The 17,215-nt window shown below is 46.4% G+C and carries 13 protein-coding genes; 5 read left to right on the top strand and 8 right to left on the bottom strand.

Annotated features, from left to right (window positions below):
• Nucleotides 1-2 precede the first annotated feature (2 nt).
• The 3 genes from K8S15_11125 to K8S15_11115 all read right to left on the bottom strand — a co-directional run bounded on the left by K8S15_11125 (nucleotide 3) and on the right by K8S15_11115 (nucleotide 3,111).
• On the bottom strand, nucleotides 3-983 hold the full coding sequence (locus K8S15_11125; GenBank protein ID MCD4776585.1) for a hypothetical protein: 981 nt from the start codon (nucleotides 981-983) through the stop codon (nucleotides 3-5).
• Between the two features lie 13 nt (nucleotides 984-996).
• Entirely contained in the window at nucleotides 997-1,575 is a 579-nt protein-coding gene (locus tag K8S15_11120; protein ID MCD4776584.1) for a CsgG/HfaB family protein, read from the bottom strand.
• A gap of 201 nt (nucleotides 1,576-1,776) precedes the next feature.
• Nucleotides 1,777-3,111: a hypothetical protein gene (locus K8S15_11115; protein ID MCD4776583.1), complete on the bottom strand. Its 1,335-nt coding sequence runs from the start codon at nucleotides 3,109-3,111 to the stop codon at nucleotides 1,777-1,779.
• A gap of 354 nt (nucleotides 3,112-3,465) precedes the next feature.
• On the opposite strand from K8S15_11115, the gene K8S15_11110 reads away from it, so the two are divergent.
• On the top strand, nucleotides 3,466-4,953 hold the full coding sequence (locus tag K8S15_11110) for a C10 family peptidase (protein ID MCD4776582.1): 1,488 nt from the start codon (nucleotides 3,466-3,468) through the stop codon (nucleotides 4,951-4,953).
• A gap of 11 nt (nucleotides 4,954-4,964) precedes the next feature.
• On the opposite strand, the gene K8S15_11105 is transcribed toward K8S15_11110, so the two are convergent.
• Entirely contained in the window at nucleotides 4,965-6,617 is a 1,653-nt protein-coding gene (locus K8S15_11105) for a glycosyltransferase family 39 protein (protein MCD4776581.1), read from the bottom strand.
• Between the two features lie 179 nt (nucleotides 6,618-6,796).
• Here K8S15_11105 and K8S15_11100 point away from each other — a divergent pair, with 179 nt between their 5' ends.
• Together K8S15_11100 and K8S15_11095 are read left to right on the top strand one after the other, a co-directional pair.
• Nucleotides 6,797-9,034, top strand: a complete 2,238-nt coding sequence (locus tag K8S15_11100; GenBank protein ID MCD4776580.1) for a T9SS type A sorting domain-containing protein — start codon at nucleotides 6,797-6,799, stop codon at nucleotides 9,032-9,034.
• 82 nt (nucleotides 9,035-9,116) lie between these two features.
• Nucleotides 9,117-10,151, top strand: a complete 1,035-nt coding sequence (locus tag K8S15_11095) for a hypothetical protein (GenBank protein ID MCD4776579.1) — start codon at nucleotides 9,117-9,119, stop codon at nucleotides 10,149-10,151.
• Nucleotides 10,152-10,517: 366 nt separating this feature from the next.
• On the opposite strand, the gene K8S15_11090 is transcribed toward K8S15_11095, so the two are convergent.
• The gene (locus tag K8S15_11090; protein MCD4776578.1) at nucleotides 10,518-11,873 is read right to left on the bottom strand and encodes a sigma-54 dependent transcriptional regulator; all 1,356 of its coding nucleotides are present in this window, start codon (nucleotides 11,871-11,873) and stop codon (nucleotides 10,518-10,520) included.
• Nucleotides 11,870-13,864: a GHKL domain-containing protein gene (locus K8S15_11085; protein MCD4776577.1), complete on the bottom strand. Its 1,995-nt coding sequence runs from the start codon at nucleotides 13,862-13,864 to the stop codon at nucleotides 11,870-11,872. The genes K8S15_11090 and K8S15_11085 overlap by 4 nt, the downstream gene beginning before the upstream one ends.
• A 178-nt stretch (nucleotides 13,865-14,042) precedes the next feature.
• Here K8S15_11085 and K8S15_11080 point away from each other — a divergent pair, with 178 nt between their 5' ends.
• Complete coding sequence (locus K8S15_11080) at nucleotides 14,043-14,195, top strand: hypothetical protein (protein MCD4776576.1); 153 nt, start codon at nucleotides 14,043-14,045, stop codon at nucleotides 14,193-14,195.
• A gap of 59 nt (nucleotides 14,196-14,254) precedes the next feature.
• Here K8S15_11080 and K8S15_11075 read toward each other — a convergent pair whose 3' ends face one another.
• Both K8S15_11075 and K8S15_11070 read right to left on the bottom strand, forming a co-directional pair.
• The gene (locus K8S15_11075; GenBank protein ID MCD4776575.1) at nucleotides 14,255-15,484 is read right to left on the bottom strand and encodes an ABC transporter permease subunit; all 1,230 of its coding nucleotides are present in this window, start codon (nucleotides 15,482-15,484) and stop codon (nucleotides 14,255-14,257) included.
• Nucleotides 15,477-16,244 carry an ABC transporter ATP-binding protein gene (locus K8S15_11070; GenBank protein MCD4776574.1) on the bottom strand — a complete coding sequence of 256 codons (768 nt, stop codon included), beginning with the start codon at nucleotides 16,242-16,244 and terminating at the stop codon, nucleotides 15,477-15,479. The genes K8S15_11075 and K8S15_11070 overlap by 8 nt, the downstream gene beginning before the upstream one ends.
• 200 nt (nucleotides 16,245-16,444) lie before the next feature.
• Here K8S15_11070 and K8S15_11065 point away from each other — a divergent pair, with 200 nt between their 5' ends.
• Nucleotides 16,445-17,116 carry a transposase gene (locus K8S15_11065; GenBank protein MCD4776573.1) on the top strand — a complete coding sequence of 224 codons (672 nt, stop codon included), beginning with the start codon at nucleotides 16,445-16,447 and terminating at the stop codon, nucleotides 17,114-17,116.
• Nucleotides 17,117-17,215: the final 99 nt, after the last annotated feature.

Below are 17,215 nucleotides of genomic sequence, written 5' to 3'. Positions count from 1 at the left end.
CGCTACAGAACATTCAAAAGAAAACGACCTGCGGTCATAAGGAAAGGAAGCCCCGTTCTCAGCCAGCCAAGTGTATCAGATTCCTCCTGTCCCAGCACAATATCCGAGCCGAACTGCCCGGTCACCTGACGGACATTAACCACCAATGGGGATTGTGAGAAAACCGGCTGTGCAAGTATATGATCAAGATCTGAAATGAACTGCATCGCCGTCTGACCCGCGGAACCGAGGTACGATGTGTAGTCCATGGTGTCCAACAGAAGGTTGCCGTTTGCGTCATAGATTTTAGGATACATCGAAGGCTGAAGCCCCGCCTGACTGCCATCGAATACAAGTGCGGAGTACTGTTCAAGGAATTCTCTCGTCTGAGGAGACATCGGCGTGTCGGTTATTTCGGAGCCGCCAAGTACTGAACTGAGAGCACCCGAAAGACCCTGGGGACTGTGTATCTCCATTTCGAGTTCAACTTCAATAATCCCGGCAAGGGAATCGTATCTGGCTGGCCCGACCTGACGGGAATTCCTGACAATACCCTCAACACGCGTATAGATCACATCGTAGTCCGTCATGAAATTCACAACCCGGGTTTCAGAATCAACTCTAACCCCTTGTACAGTTTCCAGGAGATTGCGCTGAGCGACAACCACAGCAGCCCGTTCAGCCATCAGCCTGGCCTGGGCTATATTGGAATTATCCGGATCAAGGACACCTGTTCCCGTTGCCCGGACAGTGTTACCTGACCAGTCAATTTCTCCACTCATGACTGTTTCCTCAACATCACCAGGGACAGCACATTGCAGGATCGGTGTTGGAAGCTCCGGTTCCACGCTCAGGACAGATACCGCAGTACGGTCAGCTGATTCTTCCAAAAGGGTCTCTGATGCCGCCAAAACAGCCTGATTTCCAGTCGGCCTGGTTGCTGTAGTTCCGCAGGCGGTAAGAACAATCAGCACCGATAGTAAAAACAAATAAGCATTTTTCATTTTCATTCCTTTGTTATTGCTGTGTAAGACCCATCAGGGAAACCTCGAGGGCCATTTTCAAAGCCCCTTCGGCTCCTTCAAAGCATGTGCCTTCGCCGGTGGATGTGTAGAGCACCTCTGAAGTCTCAACTGAGACAATTTTAACATGAAGGCTTGCATCACGCTGCGCAGGTTCATCGTCCCAGAAGCTGTCATGCGTGATGGGGCCGATATTTATCGTCATTACCGCCTCAGCTCCAAGAAGCTTGCCCAGCTGAACAGCGGTAGCCTGATCAACCACACCGGAATAGGAGAATTCCTGCTCCTGTAGAAGCTGATCGATAACCGATCTGTCCACCAGTGAGAATTGACCCGTTCTCAGCAGAGCCATCCCGGCGTAATCACTCAATCCGCTCACATCGGTAAGCCTGCATGTAGGAGTTGCCGATGGAGGCAGTATTACAGTCCTCCATTGAGCCCTGGAATCAAGAACAGGAGACCTGGCATAATTCAAAGGCACTCCGAGAGTAGCCAGCTGGGTAGTAGTCATGCAACCGGACAGAAGCAGTCCTATAGTGATAAGAACAGCTGCTAAAGTTTTAACATTTCTCAATACAAACTCCCCTTTCAGATTTCACATCTGTCACACGGAACAGAATTGCTATTGCTATATACGTTCAATTTCGATCTATGTTCCAATATTTGCAAAGAGAATACGAGATCCACCCTTTCAAATACTGATAAACCGAGTGAAGTAATATAAAAAATGATCCCGTAAATGATCCTGTTGGAGGTGGCATGCTACAACGATACTTTATCTTAATACAATACACTGCCTTGTTTCGATGTAACCCGCGCTTTTGAACATATATATGTACAGCCCGTAAGGAACATCCTGGCTGTTTTCATCTTTTCCGTCCCAGATCGCTGAATGATATCCTGCATCAAGAGGCTCATCAATAATAGTTCTTACGAGTCTGCCGGAAGTGTCAAAAATTCGCAGATTGATGTTCTCACTTACAACGGGCAGATTGTATCCTATTGTGGTTACGGAATTGAATGGATTTGGACAGTTCTGCGCAAGGCGGTTTCCGGTAACAAGAGAATGTCCGTATTCAGTTTCTATTGAAACATATTCGGTTTCGTTGAACATGATCTGGTAGTTTGGACTACTACCTTCAGTCCATATCGAAATCAGGCTACTCTTCTTTTCCAACGCGCAATTGGGATGCCTTGAATCGGAACCGGGAGTATTACTGATATTTATGGAAACTGACCAGACAGAAGACATGTTATCGTACCATCTAAGCAATATTTCATGACTGATATTATCGATTTTATCTTCCCAGGCCACATACAGGTTGTCCTGAGTATCAATGCTTATTGTGGGACGCGAAGATCTGTACGATGTGTTGCTGATATTCGTTGTGCTTCCGCTCGGTAACTGCTTGTAATAAACCTCCTTGTTACCACTGTGCGAATCGGCCCATACAAGATGGATGTTATTATCGGAATCGCAAACAGCGCAGGGATCCATTGTAGCCCAATTATCTCCGGCACTGGTCATTGCAACAATCGTATAATCCGTGTCCCAGCCAGATCCAACCGTATACTTCCTCATCAGCACCTTTTTCGGACTGCTGATATCCTCGCCCGAGTCTTTCCAGAAAACGTAAACGTTATTATTCCAATCCATCGTCAATGTTGGATACTCCGAAGCGCCGTAAGACTGACTTACACAGTAAGCGCTGCCCCAGCCGCTTCCTGACGTGCACTTACTGTAATAGATTTCTGAATTCGGCGTTGATCCGCCTCCCGCTCTTTGCCAGACACAATGCAGGTTATCCCCTGTATCAACAGCCAGAACAGGGCGGGATACCTCAAAAGCTGAATGATGAACAAGGGTTTCGCCGCTCCATGCTCCACCGCTGTAGATCCGTTGAACGATATCGTAAGCTGAGACACCTCCTTTTTTGTAAACAAGGTGCAGCTGATTTTCGGAGTCTATTGCAATTGATGGATTTCTGGCTATGCTCTCGATCAAATATGGATCTGACCAGGTATCAGCGCCATCGTTCAAATATGTATGATATACTCCATTGTCGTAATAAACCACATGGAAAGTACCTGTAAGGTCTTCTACGATCAATCTCGCATTGCATCTTTCAGTGGCTGTTGATTGCGTACTGGTGCCAATAACTGTATTAGTTCGCGCTAATTGAGAACACACGAACAGCGGCAGAATGTACATCCATATTGTGCTATACTTTTTACAATGTGTACTCAACATCATCACTCCTTGAAATATCCGTAAAGCAGCCATAAATCCTTTTAGTTCAACAACTGGCTGTAACGAGGCGCTTAATGGAAATATATACTACATACTCAGTACCTGCCAGAATCCTTATGAGGAATCACTGCAGCTTCAGATTTTGGCTGAAACACATTTTCGTCTATATTCCATCCGAAATAATCTGGAACCGAATCAACACAGGAGGCTTAAATGAGGTTTACCATCGTATTCATGTCCATTCCCCTGTTTCTCTTCGGTGTTCTGAACGCAATACCGGTTGACCGGTACGAAGCCCTGAACGTTATCAAATCGAAACTGATCCGTGACGGACAGGATGCTGATTTCTCAATTGCTGACTGCATCGTTCTTGAAGGAGGTCAGGGAAACGAGACTCTGGCGTTCGCCTTCGAACTGAGCCCTGCGGGATATATAGTAACATCTGCCGATAACGAGCTGCCTCCCGTGATAGCTTTTTCCTATTCTAACAACTGCAGGGTTGAAGGTGAGGAGAACAGTGTTCTTCTTGACATGATAAAAACGGATATGGAACTGAGGCTATCATCCCTGCATGATGCTCCTTCGGAACTGCTTCAGCTGCATCGTACATGGTGGGAAGAGTATTCCTCTGGTAAATATGTGCTGTTGTCCGACCATCTTAGAGAACAGTGGCCTCCTGCGGGAACTACCCCCACAGAAGGATGGCTCATGGAAAACTGGACTCAGAGTGCGCCCTATAATAACTATTGCCCCATGGATCTGACTTCAAGTTCCAGAAGTCTTGCCGGTTGTCCCGCAGTTGCTATGGCATCAATTCTGAATTTTGAGGAAACAACAAAAGGTACACAGTTCAGTGACGCTGACGATTATCAACATAATTACTATGAGAATTACTGGATAGACGATGATCACATAGCCCACGATTTCCCTTCCTGGCCCGAGTTGAACGTATATCTGGATACACTGGAAAACCACTATATAAACCATGAAACAATTACTTCTTCAGATAAAGCTGCTCTTGTATACGCCTGCGGCGCGGCGTGCAAACAGGTTTATTCCGCATCCGGCTCCGGTACTTACGGGGTTGGCCAGGCCTACGATGCCTACCTGAAGTTCAACTTCACCAGCTGCAGTCTTCTCGAAGCATCTTCAGACAGCCTTTACGAGAGGCTATCGGAAAATATGATAGGCGCCATGCCGGCTCATCTTGCCGTTGTGGACGCGGAGCCACCGACCTGCGGCCATAATCTTATCATCGATGGCTACAACACCGATGAATTCTATCACCTGAATTTCGGCTGGGGTGGAAGTTACAACGGCTGGTATCAGTTCCCTCTGTCAGGAATGCCTTACAGCTTGAATATCATTGAGGGAATTATACTTGACATCGGTGAAGGATTGCTGTCAGTTGAAGGTGAATCATCATCTGATGAAAATACTTCCTTTCTGATCCTTTCATGCCCGGTAAATCCGGTTTCGGATTGTCTTGATGTTAACATAACGGTCATGCGGGAATGCAGGGTAAATGTATCCGTTTACGGTATATCAGGACGTCTACTTGAGACAATCGCTGATGAGGAATTCAATCAGGGATCCCACCGCATAAGCTGGGTTCCGGGAAATGCGGTAAGCGGGGTTTACATTGTAAGGGCTTCAGGTCTCCACGGAACGGAAACCGTTAAGTTCACTCTGCTTGAATAACACAGGATTAATCAGCGAGGTATGCCACCCGAAGACAATGCCCGCATATTATCCCTGGGCAGCGTATCCACATGCATGAACCCTTCGGGAACCTGTCCTGTCATTTCGTACACAATGGATTCTCCCGAAGCGCTTCTGTAAACCTCCGTGAGGAATGCGGGAGGATCGGTGATTGCCCAGCCACCGCCCGGTGATCGTACCCATCTCTCCGAAAGGTGAGGTCTCATAACCGGAAGGTAACTGTCCACAACAATATACCTTACCTCATGTTTTTCCAGGCAGGGCCAGAGAAGCATCTGGTAATCGTTGGGCATCGTAAGCGTGGGGCGTCGATACTGCCAGATGAACAACTCCACGCTGGGATACGTAACAACCCAGTCATCCTCGGAAGAGATTGTTGTTAACCATTGTGATATTTCCTGAGCTTCTGCTGCTCTTTCAGTAGAATCCACAGCAAGAAGGCGTCCCAGTGGCAGTACAAAGGGCAGCAGAAGGAGGATTCCGGCGATAACCGTTGCTTTCTTTCCGGCAAGCTTCAGCAGCCTCATGAGTCCCGCCGAGCCCAATCCGGTAACGATAACTATGAAAAAAGCCAGGTATCTCCCGCTGTGTTCATGAAGAGTAAGAACTGCCATGACAGGAAGGGCCGCAATCAGGGGCAGAAGCATCTTTCTGCGAATTGATGAGGATGAGAGAGCCAGCAGTGCAAGAACAGCAAAACCAACCATAGAGGGTTGTCCGAAATTCTCTCCTCTGTGCAGTGAACCGGTTGTCACAGGTTCCATCACCCTCAATGTCCCCTTGATTATATAGACAAGAACAGCTGCAGGCCCCTGATTGCGAAACATATCAGTGGGGCCGGGAGCGTTTTCCCTGACTTCGTAGGCAGCACCGTGATTCTCATTCAGCAGGAACTGGCCGTTCTGGGTAAATGTGGGAGAACCAAAGGCTTCATAATTACGAATAAACCAGGGCATGCATGTAAGGATAAATACAAGAACGAACAGAAGAATTTTCAATATCCTTTTTTCTCTTCCCCTGACAAGCACCCAGACTCCAATTGAAAACGCAAGAAGCATGCCCTGCGTTCTGGTCAGGTAGGCCAGTCCGGATAGAATTCCCAGAACAATTATCCTTCTGAAGCTGAGTGTTTCCGTATCCGCCACAACAAGTGTCACAAAAAACAGTGTGGTAAACAGAAGAAGACTATCCGGCTGGGTTGAATACCAGACGAACAATGGGGTTATTGACAGTACCAGTACTGAGAACAATGCCGGAATAATTCCAAAATTCCTTCTTATCCATAACCAGCACGTCAGCAGACATACGGTTCCAATGAAGAGGGACAGTACCTGTGCCGCAGTGAACCCCGGACCGGTTATCATAAAAAGGACATATAGAAAAACCGCCATAGCAGGCTGCCTGTTGCCCTCGGGCCTTACATTATCCATGGAATCGTTGTAAAGGGTCCATTTCCGCATAGTGGAGAAGCCACATTCCTCCCGGAGGTTAACTGCAACTTCCAGATTGGATGCTATACCGTCTCCCGCCGGAACAGGATTCCTGATAAGCACAGGAAGGCGCACCATTAAAGCAAGCAGCATAATGGCCAGTAGAATCAGAGGTTCTATTTTTCTAATTGAATCAGCGGATATTTTATACATGAGAGAAAAATACAAGAATCAATCTACGGCAGGCAACAACAGGTAAGAAAAGACTCTATTGATGAAACAGATGAGTTTCAATATTGGATAGTTTGTGTGTCTCGCAGTATACTTGCGAATTGAAATGAATGGTACAATTTTTAGTAATGTTCTATTGAGTATATCAAGAAAGGATACATATGGAGAATTGCAGAAAAAACATCATAGGCTTTTCACTTATCCTGTTTGCGGCGACATTGCTTTCAGGCACATGTTTTGCGGGAACCTGGACAACATATACGGAAGCCGGCTTTGTAAGCGGGCTGGCAGTCGACGGCAACGATCTCTGGGCCGGGACCAGAGGCGGAGCTCTCCTCTGGAACATTTCTGCACAGACATATCAGAAGTTCACTACCACAGAAGGGCTTGCGGATCAGAATGTTAAAGAAGTCTTTATTGACAATTCGGGAAACATCTGGTTCGGAACAACCGAGGGTGTACAGTGTTACGATGGCAGCACATGGACAGTATACAACACTGATAATTCCCTTCTGCCCGATAACAGAGTCTACTGCATCGTACAGGATCAGGGCACGTCCATGTGGTTTGGAACCGGACACGGCTGCGCTAAATTAACCGGAACAACAATGGAAGTTTTCACCGATCTCGGCGGAGGAGCAACAAACATTGCTGTCCGCGGAATGGGAGTCGACTCGCAGAACCATATCTGGACCGCAAACAATCCCGACAACTACGGCGACCCGGGCGGAGTATCGATGTACGACGGCACTTCCTGGACATACCATAATCCGGACCCGGGCAGCAGTATCGGGCAGTATTTTCTTTCACTTACGGTAGATGGCAGGGATAGTGTCTGGGCAGGAAGCTGGACGAATTATGTGTTCCTTTACAACGGCACTTCCTGGACTCATTACGATAACGGCAACAGCTCCCTTCTGGGAAACAATATCGAGGCATTCGAGGTCGAGCCTGATTCCACAGTATGGATTTCTAACCATCCGGCGTCTCCAACACCCACAACCGCCGGTGTTGCCAGATACGATAATGGTTCATGGGACATTCTGACCCCGGCGAACTCCGGACTTCCCGATCCCTACGTTTATTCGATTGCCAACGCTGGCGGAGTGACATGGTTCGGTACAGCGTATTACGGAACCGCAGGTTACGATGGAACATCCACATGGCAATACCTTGAAACATCTAACGAACCGCATACCAACTATTTTACTTCAATAGAGTACGGAGATGTCGGAACTTCAGATGTCTCTCTATATTTCGGAACAGATCACAGCGGTATCGCATTGTACGATGGAAGCGCATGGTCATGCTACACGTCAGATAACTGCGGTCTAGTAGATAACAACATCAACGACGTTCATATTGCAGATAACGTACTTTGGGCAGGTTCTCAGTTTATGGGGGTATGGAAGTACGACGGAACAACCTGGACTAACTACAATACCGGTAACTCCGATCTTCTGGGAGATATTGTGCTGTCAGCAGCATCCGACAGCTACGGAAACCTCTGGTTCGGAACCTCAGGCTGGAGTGGTCCGGGTGGCCAGGACGGAGCCCTTTCCAGATTCGACGGATCTTCATGGACCAATTACTATCTTCAGAACAGTGGTCTAATCGACGATGACGGCCTGCAGGTCTATGTTGATAACGCGGATACTCTCTGGATAGGAACCGAAGAGGGTATAAGCAAGTTCCATTATCCCTCAAACTGGACAGACTATCATACTGGCAACAGCGGCCTTATTGAAGATCATGTCCAGGCCATAGCATTTGATGAATTCGATGGCAAGTGGATAGCGACAATGGGCGGCGTAAGTCATTTCTCCAGCGGAACGTGGACGAATTATACAACAGCCGACGGTCTGCCGGATAACTACGTAACCGATATTTGTGTCTCCGATTCGGGGATCGTATGGATTTCAACTCTGGATGGCGCTGCCAGTTATGAGAATGGAGCAGGATGGACCTCCTACTCACAGACGGAAGGCCTCGCGGACAACGAAGTAAACGCGGCCGGCATGGGAGAAGGGGAAGTTGTCTGGTTCGGAACGGATGACAGCGGATTATCCTCTTTCGATCCCGGAACAACCGGAATATCCTCGTCGCATTCTTCAGATATCGGAAATGTTCTTCAGTGCGCGATCTCGCCGAATCCATTCTTCGGCTCAGTAGTGATACAGTATAGCGTACCGGCAGAGGCAAATGTCAACATCAATGTCTTTGATATGTCAGGCCGCATCGTAAGAACTCTCGCAGACGGTAATCATTCAGCGCAACAGCATTCCGTGATCTGGGATGGTACCGATGAAAGAGGCGTGCCTGTATCCAGGGGAATGTACATGTACCGAGTTGAATGCGGTTCCTCAATCGCGACAGGCAAACTCATTCTTCTGAACTGATTGATTTGAATCTCCGGGCAGTGTTTCTGCTTCTGCCCGGAGAAATCCATGGAATCATCGTAGAGGAGCAAATTTTCTGAATATGAAGATTCTCTGGCATATCTCATCACACGGATGGGGTCACGCCGCAAGACAGCGTGAGCTGATAAGTGTCTACAGACAGAAGCATCCTGATACCAGCATAACCGTAGCTTCAAATGTCCCCCGATGGTTCTGGAAAGATTCAGGGATCGATGATATCCGCCGTGGCTCCCCTTCACCGGTAGCAATTGAAACTCACGGTAATATCGACAACGAAGCAACGCTGGCAAATCTCTCAGGTTTTCTTGTTTCGTATTCTCCTTTGTTGAGTGAAGAGATTGCTTTCCAGGACGAAATTAAACCGGATATCGTTATCACAGATATTGATCCATTGCCGGTTGCCGCTGCTTCTGAAAGATCAATTCCCGCTCTGGGAATAGGCAATTTCACATGGGACTGGATCATGGCTGAACTGTTTCCGGATATCCGGGAAGATATCCTGAGAATAGGCGAAATGTACAGTTGGGGTACTTACCTCAGGCTTCCAATGGGCCCCCGAACCAGCCCATTTCATGAGACCGTTGATATTCCGCTTCTGAGGAGTGGATCTGACGGTAATTCAGAAAAGGCACGAAGCGTTCTGCCGGAGGGAAAAATCTGTCTGGTAGCTCTAAGGGAACTGCCTTCAACCGAAACAATAAAAAAACCTGATGATTTCATTCTGATATCTTCAGCCCCTGAACCAATATCTGAAGGGATACTGAATATCTCCCCGGAAAGACTGTCATCCATGGGGATTACATTTTCCGATCTGATGGCCGCAGCTGACGTTGTAATTTCGAAGTCAGGTTACGGAATAGTATCTCAGATACTGGCCCTTGGGAAACCATGCGTTCTTATGAGGAGAGGATCCTTCCCCGAGGAACCCTATCTCCTTGAACCTATGTATGGAAGAATTGCAACAGAAATCCTGGATCAAGCGGATCTGCACCTGCTGCCTGAAGCGGTAATGAATGTTTCAAAAGACCCCGTTCCATCACAGGTTGATGGAAATGGAGCCGATTTCATCGTTTCAGGAGGATACCTTATATCCTGAAAAGGATCTTCTCGCTGCTGAACATCTTCAGAGTCAGGTAAATGAGAATAGCGGCAATCATCACGGACATCATTTTTCCTATAACTATTGAAAGCCTAAAGAAACTTGCCTTCAAAACACCCAATGAAGTATTCTTCAACACAATTGAAAGGTTAACTGTTGCACTTAGAACTTGAATCCGGGTCCTTTATTCAGGTTGCTGGATTCCCATTATGAAGAATTCAGGAATGTGTATGAAGAACGCTTTTCCAAGCGCTCTTTTTCTAATTGAATCAGCGGATATTTTATACATGGAAGAAAAATACCGGAGTCACGGGATGTAAGCCAACAACCCTTAACATGGAAATATGTTTCCAATCATGTTCGTCAAAGGTTGTCTTCCATCAGCTTATCCAGTCTATCAATATCAATATCAAGCAGTCTAGCGGCATTCTTTCTGTCCCCTCCGCAGTACTCCACGGTTTCCTTTACATAATCGGCAATCTTGTTTTGAAGCTTCATGGAGATGAAATCCCCTGACATTTCACCAGGAATTATTCTCTCACGGACATACGGTGATAGTGATTCTATGCTTAACATATCGCTGTCAGTGTTCACAACTGCATAGGCTATGATGTTCTTCAGTTCCTGAACATTATCGGGATAATTGTACTGCCTTAAAAGCTCAAGGAGTTCATCGGAAAATCCGGTGATTTGCTTTCCTGTCCTTTCCACTTCCTCCTTCAGGAAATACTCGGCAAGAAGAGGGATATCATCAGCCCTGTCCCTCAGTGGAAGAATACGGATAGAATTTACCATAAGGTGATAAAGAAGATCCCTTGAGAAGGATTCACGGTATCTGGAGCTTGTAAGATCTTGTGTGGAAGCGACTATGAACCTTACATCACTTCTCATGATCTCAGTGGAATTGTCTCTGTAGTACTCGTTTGTCTGTATAACTCTTTTCAGCCTGACCTGAACTGGAAGGCTCATATTCTCGATATTATCGATAAAGAGAGTTCCTCCCGAAGCGGTTTCCAGAAAACCAGACATCTCTTTGCTCTTCCCGCTCCAGTCCCTGACCCTGCCGAATAGCTCTGATGAGAACTCTTCCGGGGAATGCGAAGCGCTGTCTACGGCAACGAAAGGTCTATCAACCCTTGGGGACGCATTATGAATCGCTCTGGCCAGCGATTCCTTACCTGTACCCCTTTCACCCCAGATGAATACACTCAGGTCTCCTTCCGCCATCTGCTCCGCCTGGTGAAAAAGGTGGATGACCGCAGGGTCCTGCGTAGGCAGATGTTCGAAAGCCGCCTTATTATCCAGGTCATCCCTGGATAGAGTCTGAGGCAAACTATTAATCGTACTGTGGACGGCTCCGTGTTCCATGGCATTATTCAGGACTTCCAGAAGGTATTCATCATCCACAGGTTTTGTCAGATAGTCAAATGCTCCCCTCTTCATGCTCTTCACCGCCAATTCGACATCATTAACTCCGGTGAGTATAAGTACCGGGATTTTTATTCCTTTCGTGTTCATCATTCCCAGTATATCCATACCGGTGACATTGGGCATATCGAGGTCCAGCATGATCACATCGAAATGTTCTTTCTCGAGTAATTCTTCAACCTGTCTTGAATCGTTAATAACGGTGGGTTCAAATATCTCTGTCTGCATCAGGAAGACCATGAAATAATTGGTTACGGCAACATCATCGTCTACAATGAGTACTTTCTTCATTTATTCACCTTCCCGTCCTTCGATTTATCTTCCTTTACGGGAATCTTGATCATGAATTTCGTGCCAACACCGGGTGTGCTGCTTACTGAAACCGTTCCTTTATGTTCCTCCACTATCCGGAAGGCAATAGCAAGACCCAGGCCGGTGCCCCCTTTTGCCCTTTTTGTGGTGAAGAACGGGTCGAAAATTTGCTTCTGAGTCTTTTCATCCATTCCCTTTCCGTTATCCTCTATCTCTATTACTATGCTATCACTGTTATCCATGTACGTCCGAACCGTGATAAGACCTTTTTTATCATCGGGAATTGCCTGCGCGGCGTTTACAATTAGATTAACGAATATCTGCTCTATTTTCTGCGAATTCCCGGTGAATTTTTTCACATCGTTTCCAAGTTCAAGCACAATCTCAGCATGCTTGTGTACTTCATTCTTCACCAGCCTCGTAGTGGCTTCAATAAGAGTATTGACATCGACTGTATCCACCAGGAGACCCTCGTCCTTCCTGGCGAAACCACGAAGACCCTCTACGATTCCCTTTATCCGCTCGGAACCGTGAGACATATCATCGATGAGTGTCATGACATGTTCCCGGAAGAAATCGTACTTGAGACGGGCAATTTTAAGATCGGGATGATCCTTCTTGAAATCATCAATTATTGGCAGCATGTCCGTTATCGCCTGTCTGATTATCTTGATATTTCCTCTTATGAACTGGTTTGGATTATTTATTTCATGACCGATGCCACTGACCAGCTGCCCAAGCGAAGCCAACTTGTCCGCCTGCTGGAGCTGCTGTTCGTACGTTTTCTCAAGGGTAACATCCCTGTAAAACTCCAGTATCCCTTCAACTTCCTCCTCCTGGTTGTACACAGGGAGCGTATTAACTTCCAGGAACCTTTCCCCGTTCCTCATCGTAATCGTTATGGGTGTTTTATCACGCCTGATCTTTCCCAGCCTGCAATCCCTGCATGGTGTATCACGGTTGAAATATGTTCTGTAGCACTTATCACCGGGTTCAATTTCATCTTTATTACTCATGACAACATTCCTGTTGAGGTCTATGAGCATGACCTCACCAGGAATAGCCTGAAACATGGTTTCAAGACGGCTTCTGGTTTCCTCCCAGCTTCTGTTGACCCTGTTCAGGTAGGAGTCGGCTGTGCTGAGTTTCTGTTTCTGTTCCTCCAGTTCCTTTGCCCGTTCATTGATTTCCGCTTCCAGTTTGCTCAGACGGTTATTCAGATCTTCCTCTTCCTCCTCATTAAGAGCCATCTTTTCAGAAAGCTCCTTACGCTCCAGGGCAATACTCAACATTCTCCCAATTTCGTTGAGCATTTGCTGCTCTTCAGGAAGAAGTTCGTTGGTTCCACTGATGTATCCCACCATGATTTCACCTTTATGTTCATCGTCTACTATGAGATCAACATTGATATAATCATTTTCCGAGGGCTTCTGGCCATACTCTTCCCCCTGATAAATAGAGAATACGACAGCTTCATCCGGCGAGCGCATGCCCCTTGAGAGGTATTCGGGCAGTTTTGTGAAAAATTCCTTTATAGAGACTGAAACATCTATCCATTCGGCAACCGAATAAAGGCAGGAGAGTTCCTTTACCCGTTCCTCCTTTTCCCAATCCCTGATCCTGTGCAGGCTATCAATCCTGGATCCGAAGAAAAGATAGATACCTCCATGAACACTTTCTATATAACCAACCTTCATGGGTAAAGGGGATGCTTTATCCATTTGTGCGGTAAACAGCGCTATGACACCCCTTGATCCTTCATGCATCTGTTCCATGGCATTTCGGAAGGATTGAAGGGATTCCTGATCAAGAATACTATCCAGGTGTTTTCTGGAATCATCGCTGTTTCCCGGACAACAGGTTCTTTTAAGCAACGGGCTTACGTAAATTATACTCTCGTTTGCGTCAATAACCAGAAGAAAATCGAAGCTGCTCTCAATAAGTGTGTACAGGCTTTCAAGGCGGATCATTCGTCTGTATTTCCCTTCAATCAGGATAATCTGAGATTCGTTTCATTGAGTTTATTAGATGTAGAATCAAGGCATGGTCGTCAAGAACCGTCAATACCCGGAATATCCGTTGCGGATGTATATTGATGTCTGAATGAGTGAACACAATTAACAGGACTCGGAAAAGGGGTTTCTGAGAATGAAGATTCTCTGGTATATCTCAGCGCACCAGCATTCCGTGATCTGGGATGGTACCGATGAAAGAGATAAACCAGTATCCAGAGGAATGTATATGTACCGTGTTGAATGCGGTTCCTCAATCGAGACAGGCAAATTAATTCTCCTGAATTGATTTATTTGAATCTCCAGGCAGTGTTTTCACCACTGCCCGAACATTCCAGGGGGTACACGTTAGATCCTGAAAAGGATCTTCTCGCTGCTGAACATCTTCAGAGTCAGGTAAATAAGAATAGCGGAAAGAACAACACTGGAAAGTGAAGCCGTTAAAATGGTGCCCCAGGCCGCATCCTTCATGAGTATATCCTTGAGAACAAGCAGGGAGTTGAAAACAGGTGCTGATATCATCCACTTCGGAGGAACATCTCCTGTCTGCATGGTCGCCATTCCCATTATCATCACAACGAAGTAAACGGGCATGATCATTCCATTACCCTCTTTTGTATTCCTCGCGAAAGTTGATACGATGAGAACCATGCTTGCCACAAGAACAGCCAGAGGGATTACAACAATCGTAAACTGAAGGATATGAATCGAACTCATACTGTAGCTTGAGATGGCAGCGCCGGATGCGCCGATCATTACCATTAAATATCTTGAAGCGATGATAAGACCGATCACCGAACTTGCCGCTCCGACAATAGCGGCAACCATCACGGACATCATTTTTCCTATAACTATTGAAAGCCTGTCGACCTGGTTAACCAGGATCACTGCAAGAGTTCCTCTCTCCTTCTCCCCGGCAACCGTATCGAGCCCTACTTTCATGGAATTTGCAAAGAGGTAGATGATTATGAAGAATGGAAGAAGAATACTGATTATCTTCCCCATCACGCTGCCTTCTTTCGCGAGATCGTACCCTATCAAAGCCTCGTTTACGGTGAATACGCTCAGAATCTCCTCTGACATATCCCTTTCCAGAATTCTCTCTCTGATTATATCTCCGCTGAGTACGGTCAGAACTTCGCTAACTTCATTGTAAGCGTACTCGGAGTAATCCGCGGTGGAATTGAAGTAGATAGCGATATCGAAAGTACTGCATGCGGCAAGGCTCTCATGGAAATTGTCGGGCATTACAAGAAGAAGCTCTTTATCTTTGTCGGTTATGGCTTGCTTTACGGCATCAAGCTCCTCAAACTGCACCAGTTCCAGACTTGTGTTTATTTCGGAGATCACTTCTATGAACTGCCCCATGACGTCTTCGTTACCGGCTCCTTCGTAAATGCAGATAGATGAAGTGAATGACGCAATATCCGAATCCCTGGCCTGACCCATCTTAGCCATTACCGAGTACATCGCGGGAAGCATGAGAAGAGGCAGAAGCACCAGCATGGCGACCATCCGCCTGTCGGTAAATATTCGCTTCAGTTCTTTTTTCAGAATGATAAGGCTGTCGCTAAGCATGGTTCACCTCCTCCTCTGTGCCTGGAAGAATGTAGCTGAAGAATACATCCTCAAGGTTGTCCGAGGAGTTCTTCCCAAGTATATCAGAAAGCGTACCAAGCTCTTTAAGCTCGCCATCAACGAGTATCCCGAATCTGTCGCAGAGTTTTTCCGCCACATTCATTATATGGGTGGATATAACTATCGTCTTTCCCGACTCCGCGTACTTCTCGAGGAAATCCGTAACCGATTTGGATGTGATAACGTCAAGCCCGTTTGTCGGCTCGTCGAATACGATAACCTCGGGGTCATGAATGAGGCTTATGGCAATCGCCGTCTTCTGTTTCATACCGGTGGAAAGCTTGTCTATCTTCTTGTGGATGAAATCCGTCATTTGCAGTTCGTTGAAAAGGTATTCCTTCCGCCGCTGAATATCCTCTCTGCTCATCTTGTTGAGAGCGCCAAAATAATCCACCATGTAATCGGGAGTGAAGAATCCATCGAGCTTCATATCCGAAGTCAGAAAACCTATTCTTGATCTGATGGCTTTCTCGTTTTCCATCACATTGTAACGGTCTATGTATACGTTACCGCTGGTAGGCTTTATCAATGTGGATATGCATCTGAGTGTAGTCGTCTTCCCGGCTCCGTTGGGTCCGAGCAATCCGAATATCTCACCAGGACTGCATTCGAAAGAGACATCTTTGACCGCTTCAACGGTTTCTACTTTGTGTTTTTTCTTGTTCTTGAATACTTTGCAGAGATTCTCAACCCTTAACAATTCATCCTCCTCCGTTACTTCCTAAAGCCAATCTGAATAAAGAATAATAGGGACGGAGGGATTTTAATGCAAATTTATAAATAAATATACCAAAAAATAGGGACGGAGGGATTTTATTCAATTTCCACAAATAATTCGATCTAATGCCATTTCGTAATGGGGTTGACAGATAACCTGAGATTAGTATACATATGTTTAGTATGGCAAGATTAGCAAGAGTCGTAGTACCGGGAATCCCTCATCACATCGTCCAGCGTGGGAACAGAAATCAGACTGTTTTCTTCTCCGATTCCGACAGATACATGTATACCTTAATGTTGAGAAATGCTGCTGGTGAATATGGCGTGTCTTTCCTCTCTTGGTGTCTGATGGGCAATCATGTGCATTTGATCGCGATTCCGGAGATGGAGAAATCCTTCGCTTCCTGTTTCAGGAAAGCTCACTCTCAATATGCATATTACGTAAACAGCCAATATGACTGGAGGGGACATCTATGGCAGTGTAGATTCCACTCAAGCCCACTTGGACCTTCATACCTCTACAATGCCATACGTTACGTCGAACAGAATCCAGTCCGTGCGGGAATAACCTTGAATCCATGGGATTACAGATGGTCAAGTGCCGGTTTTCACACGGGCCACAGAAAGTATGATCTCCTCGCGAACAACAAACCTGATGTGCAAATTGATATTGAAGACTGGCAGGAGTACCTATCCATTGACCCGGAAACAGCCCAGATACTTAAAATCCGTAAAGCGGTGAAAAAAAACAATCCTGTGGGCAGATACTGGTTCCTGAAGAGAATGGAGAAAACACACGGAACAAGCGCAGTACCTCGAGAAAGAGGACGTCCTCGCAAATATCCCGATTAATATCCTTAATCAAGAATCAAGTATTTGATCTGATGGAGGCTCCCGGATTCAACTCGTAAGTGCAACAAAACTGGTTTGTACTGGTGGGTGAGCTGTTGT

This window comes from Candidatus Aegiribacteria sp. (genome assembly GCA_021108005.1).
Lineage (GTDB): Bacteria > Fermentibacterota > Fermentibacteria > Fermentibacterales > JCC-6 > Aegiribacteria.
The sequence above is the reverse complement of the archived record's forward strand: the minus strand, read 5'-3'. Positions and strand labels throughout refer to the sequence as shown.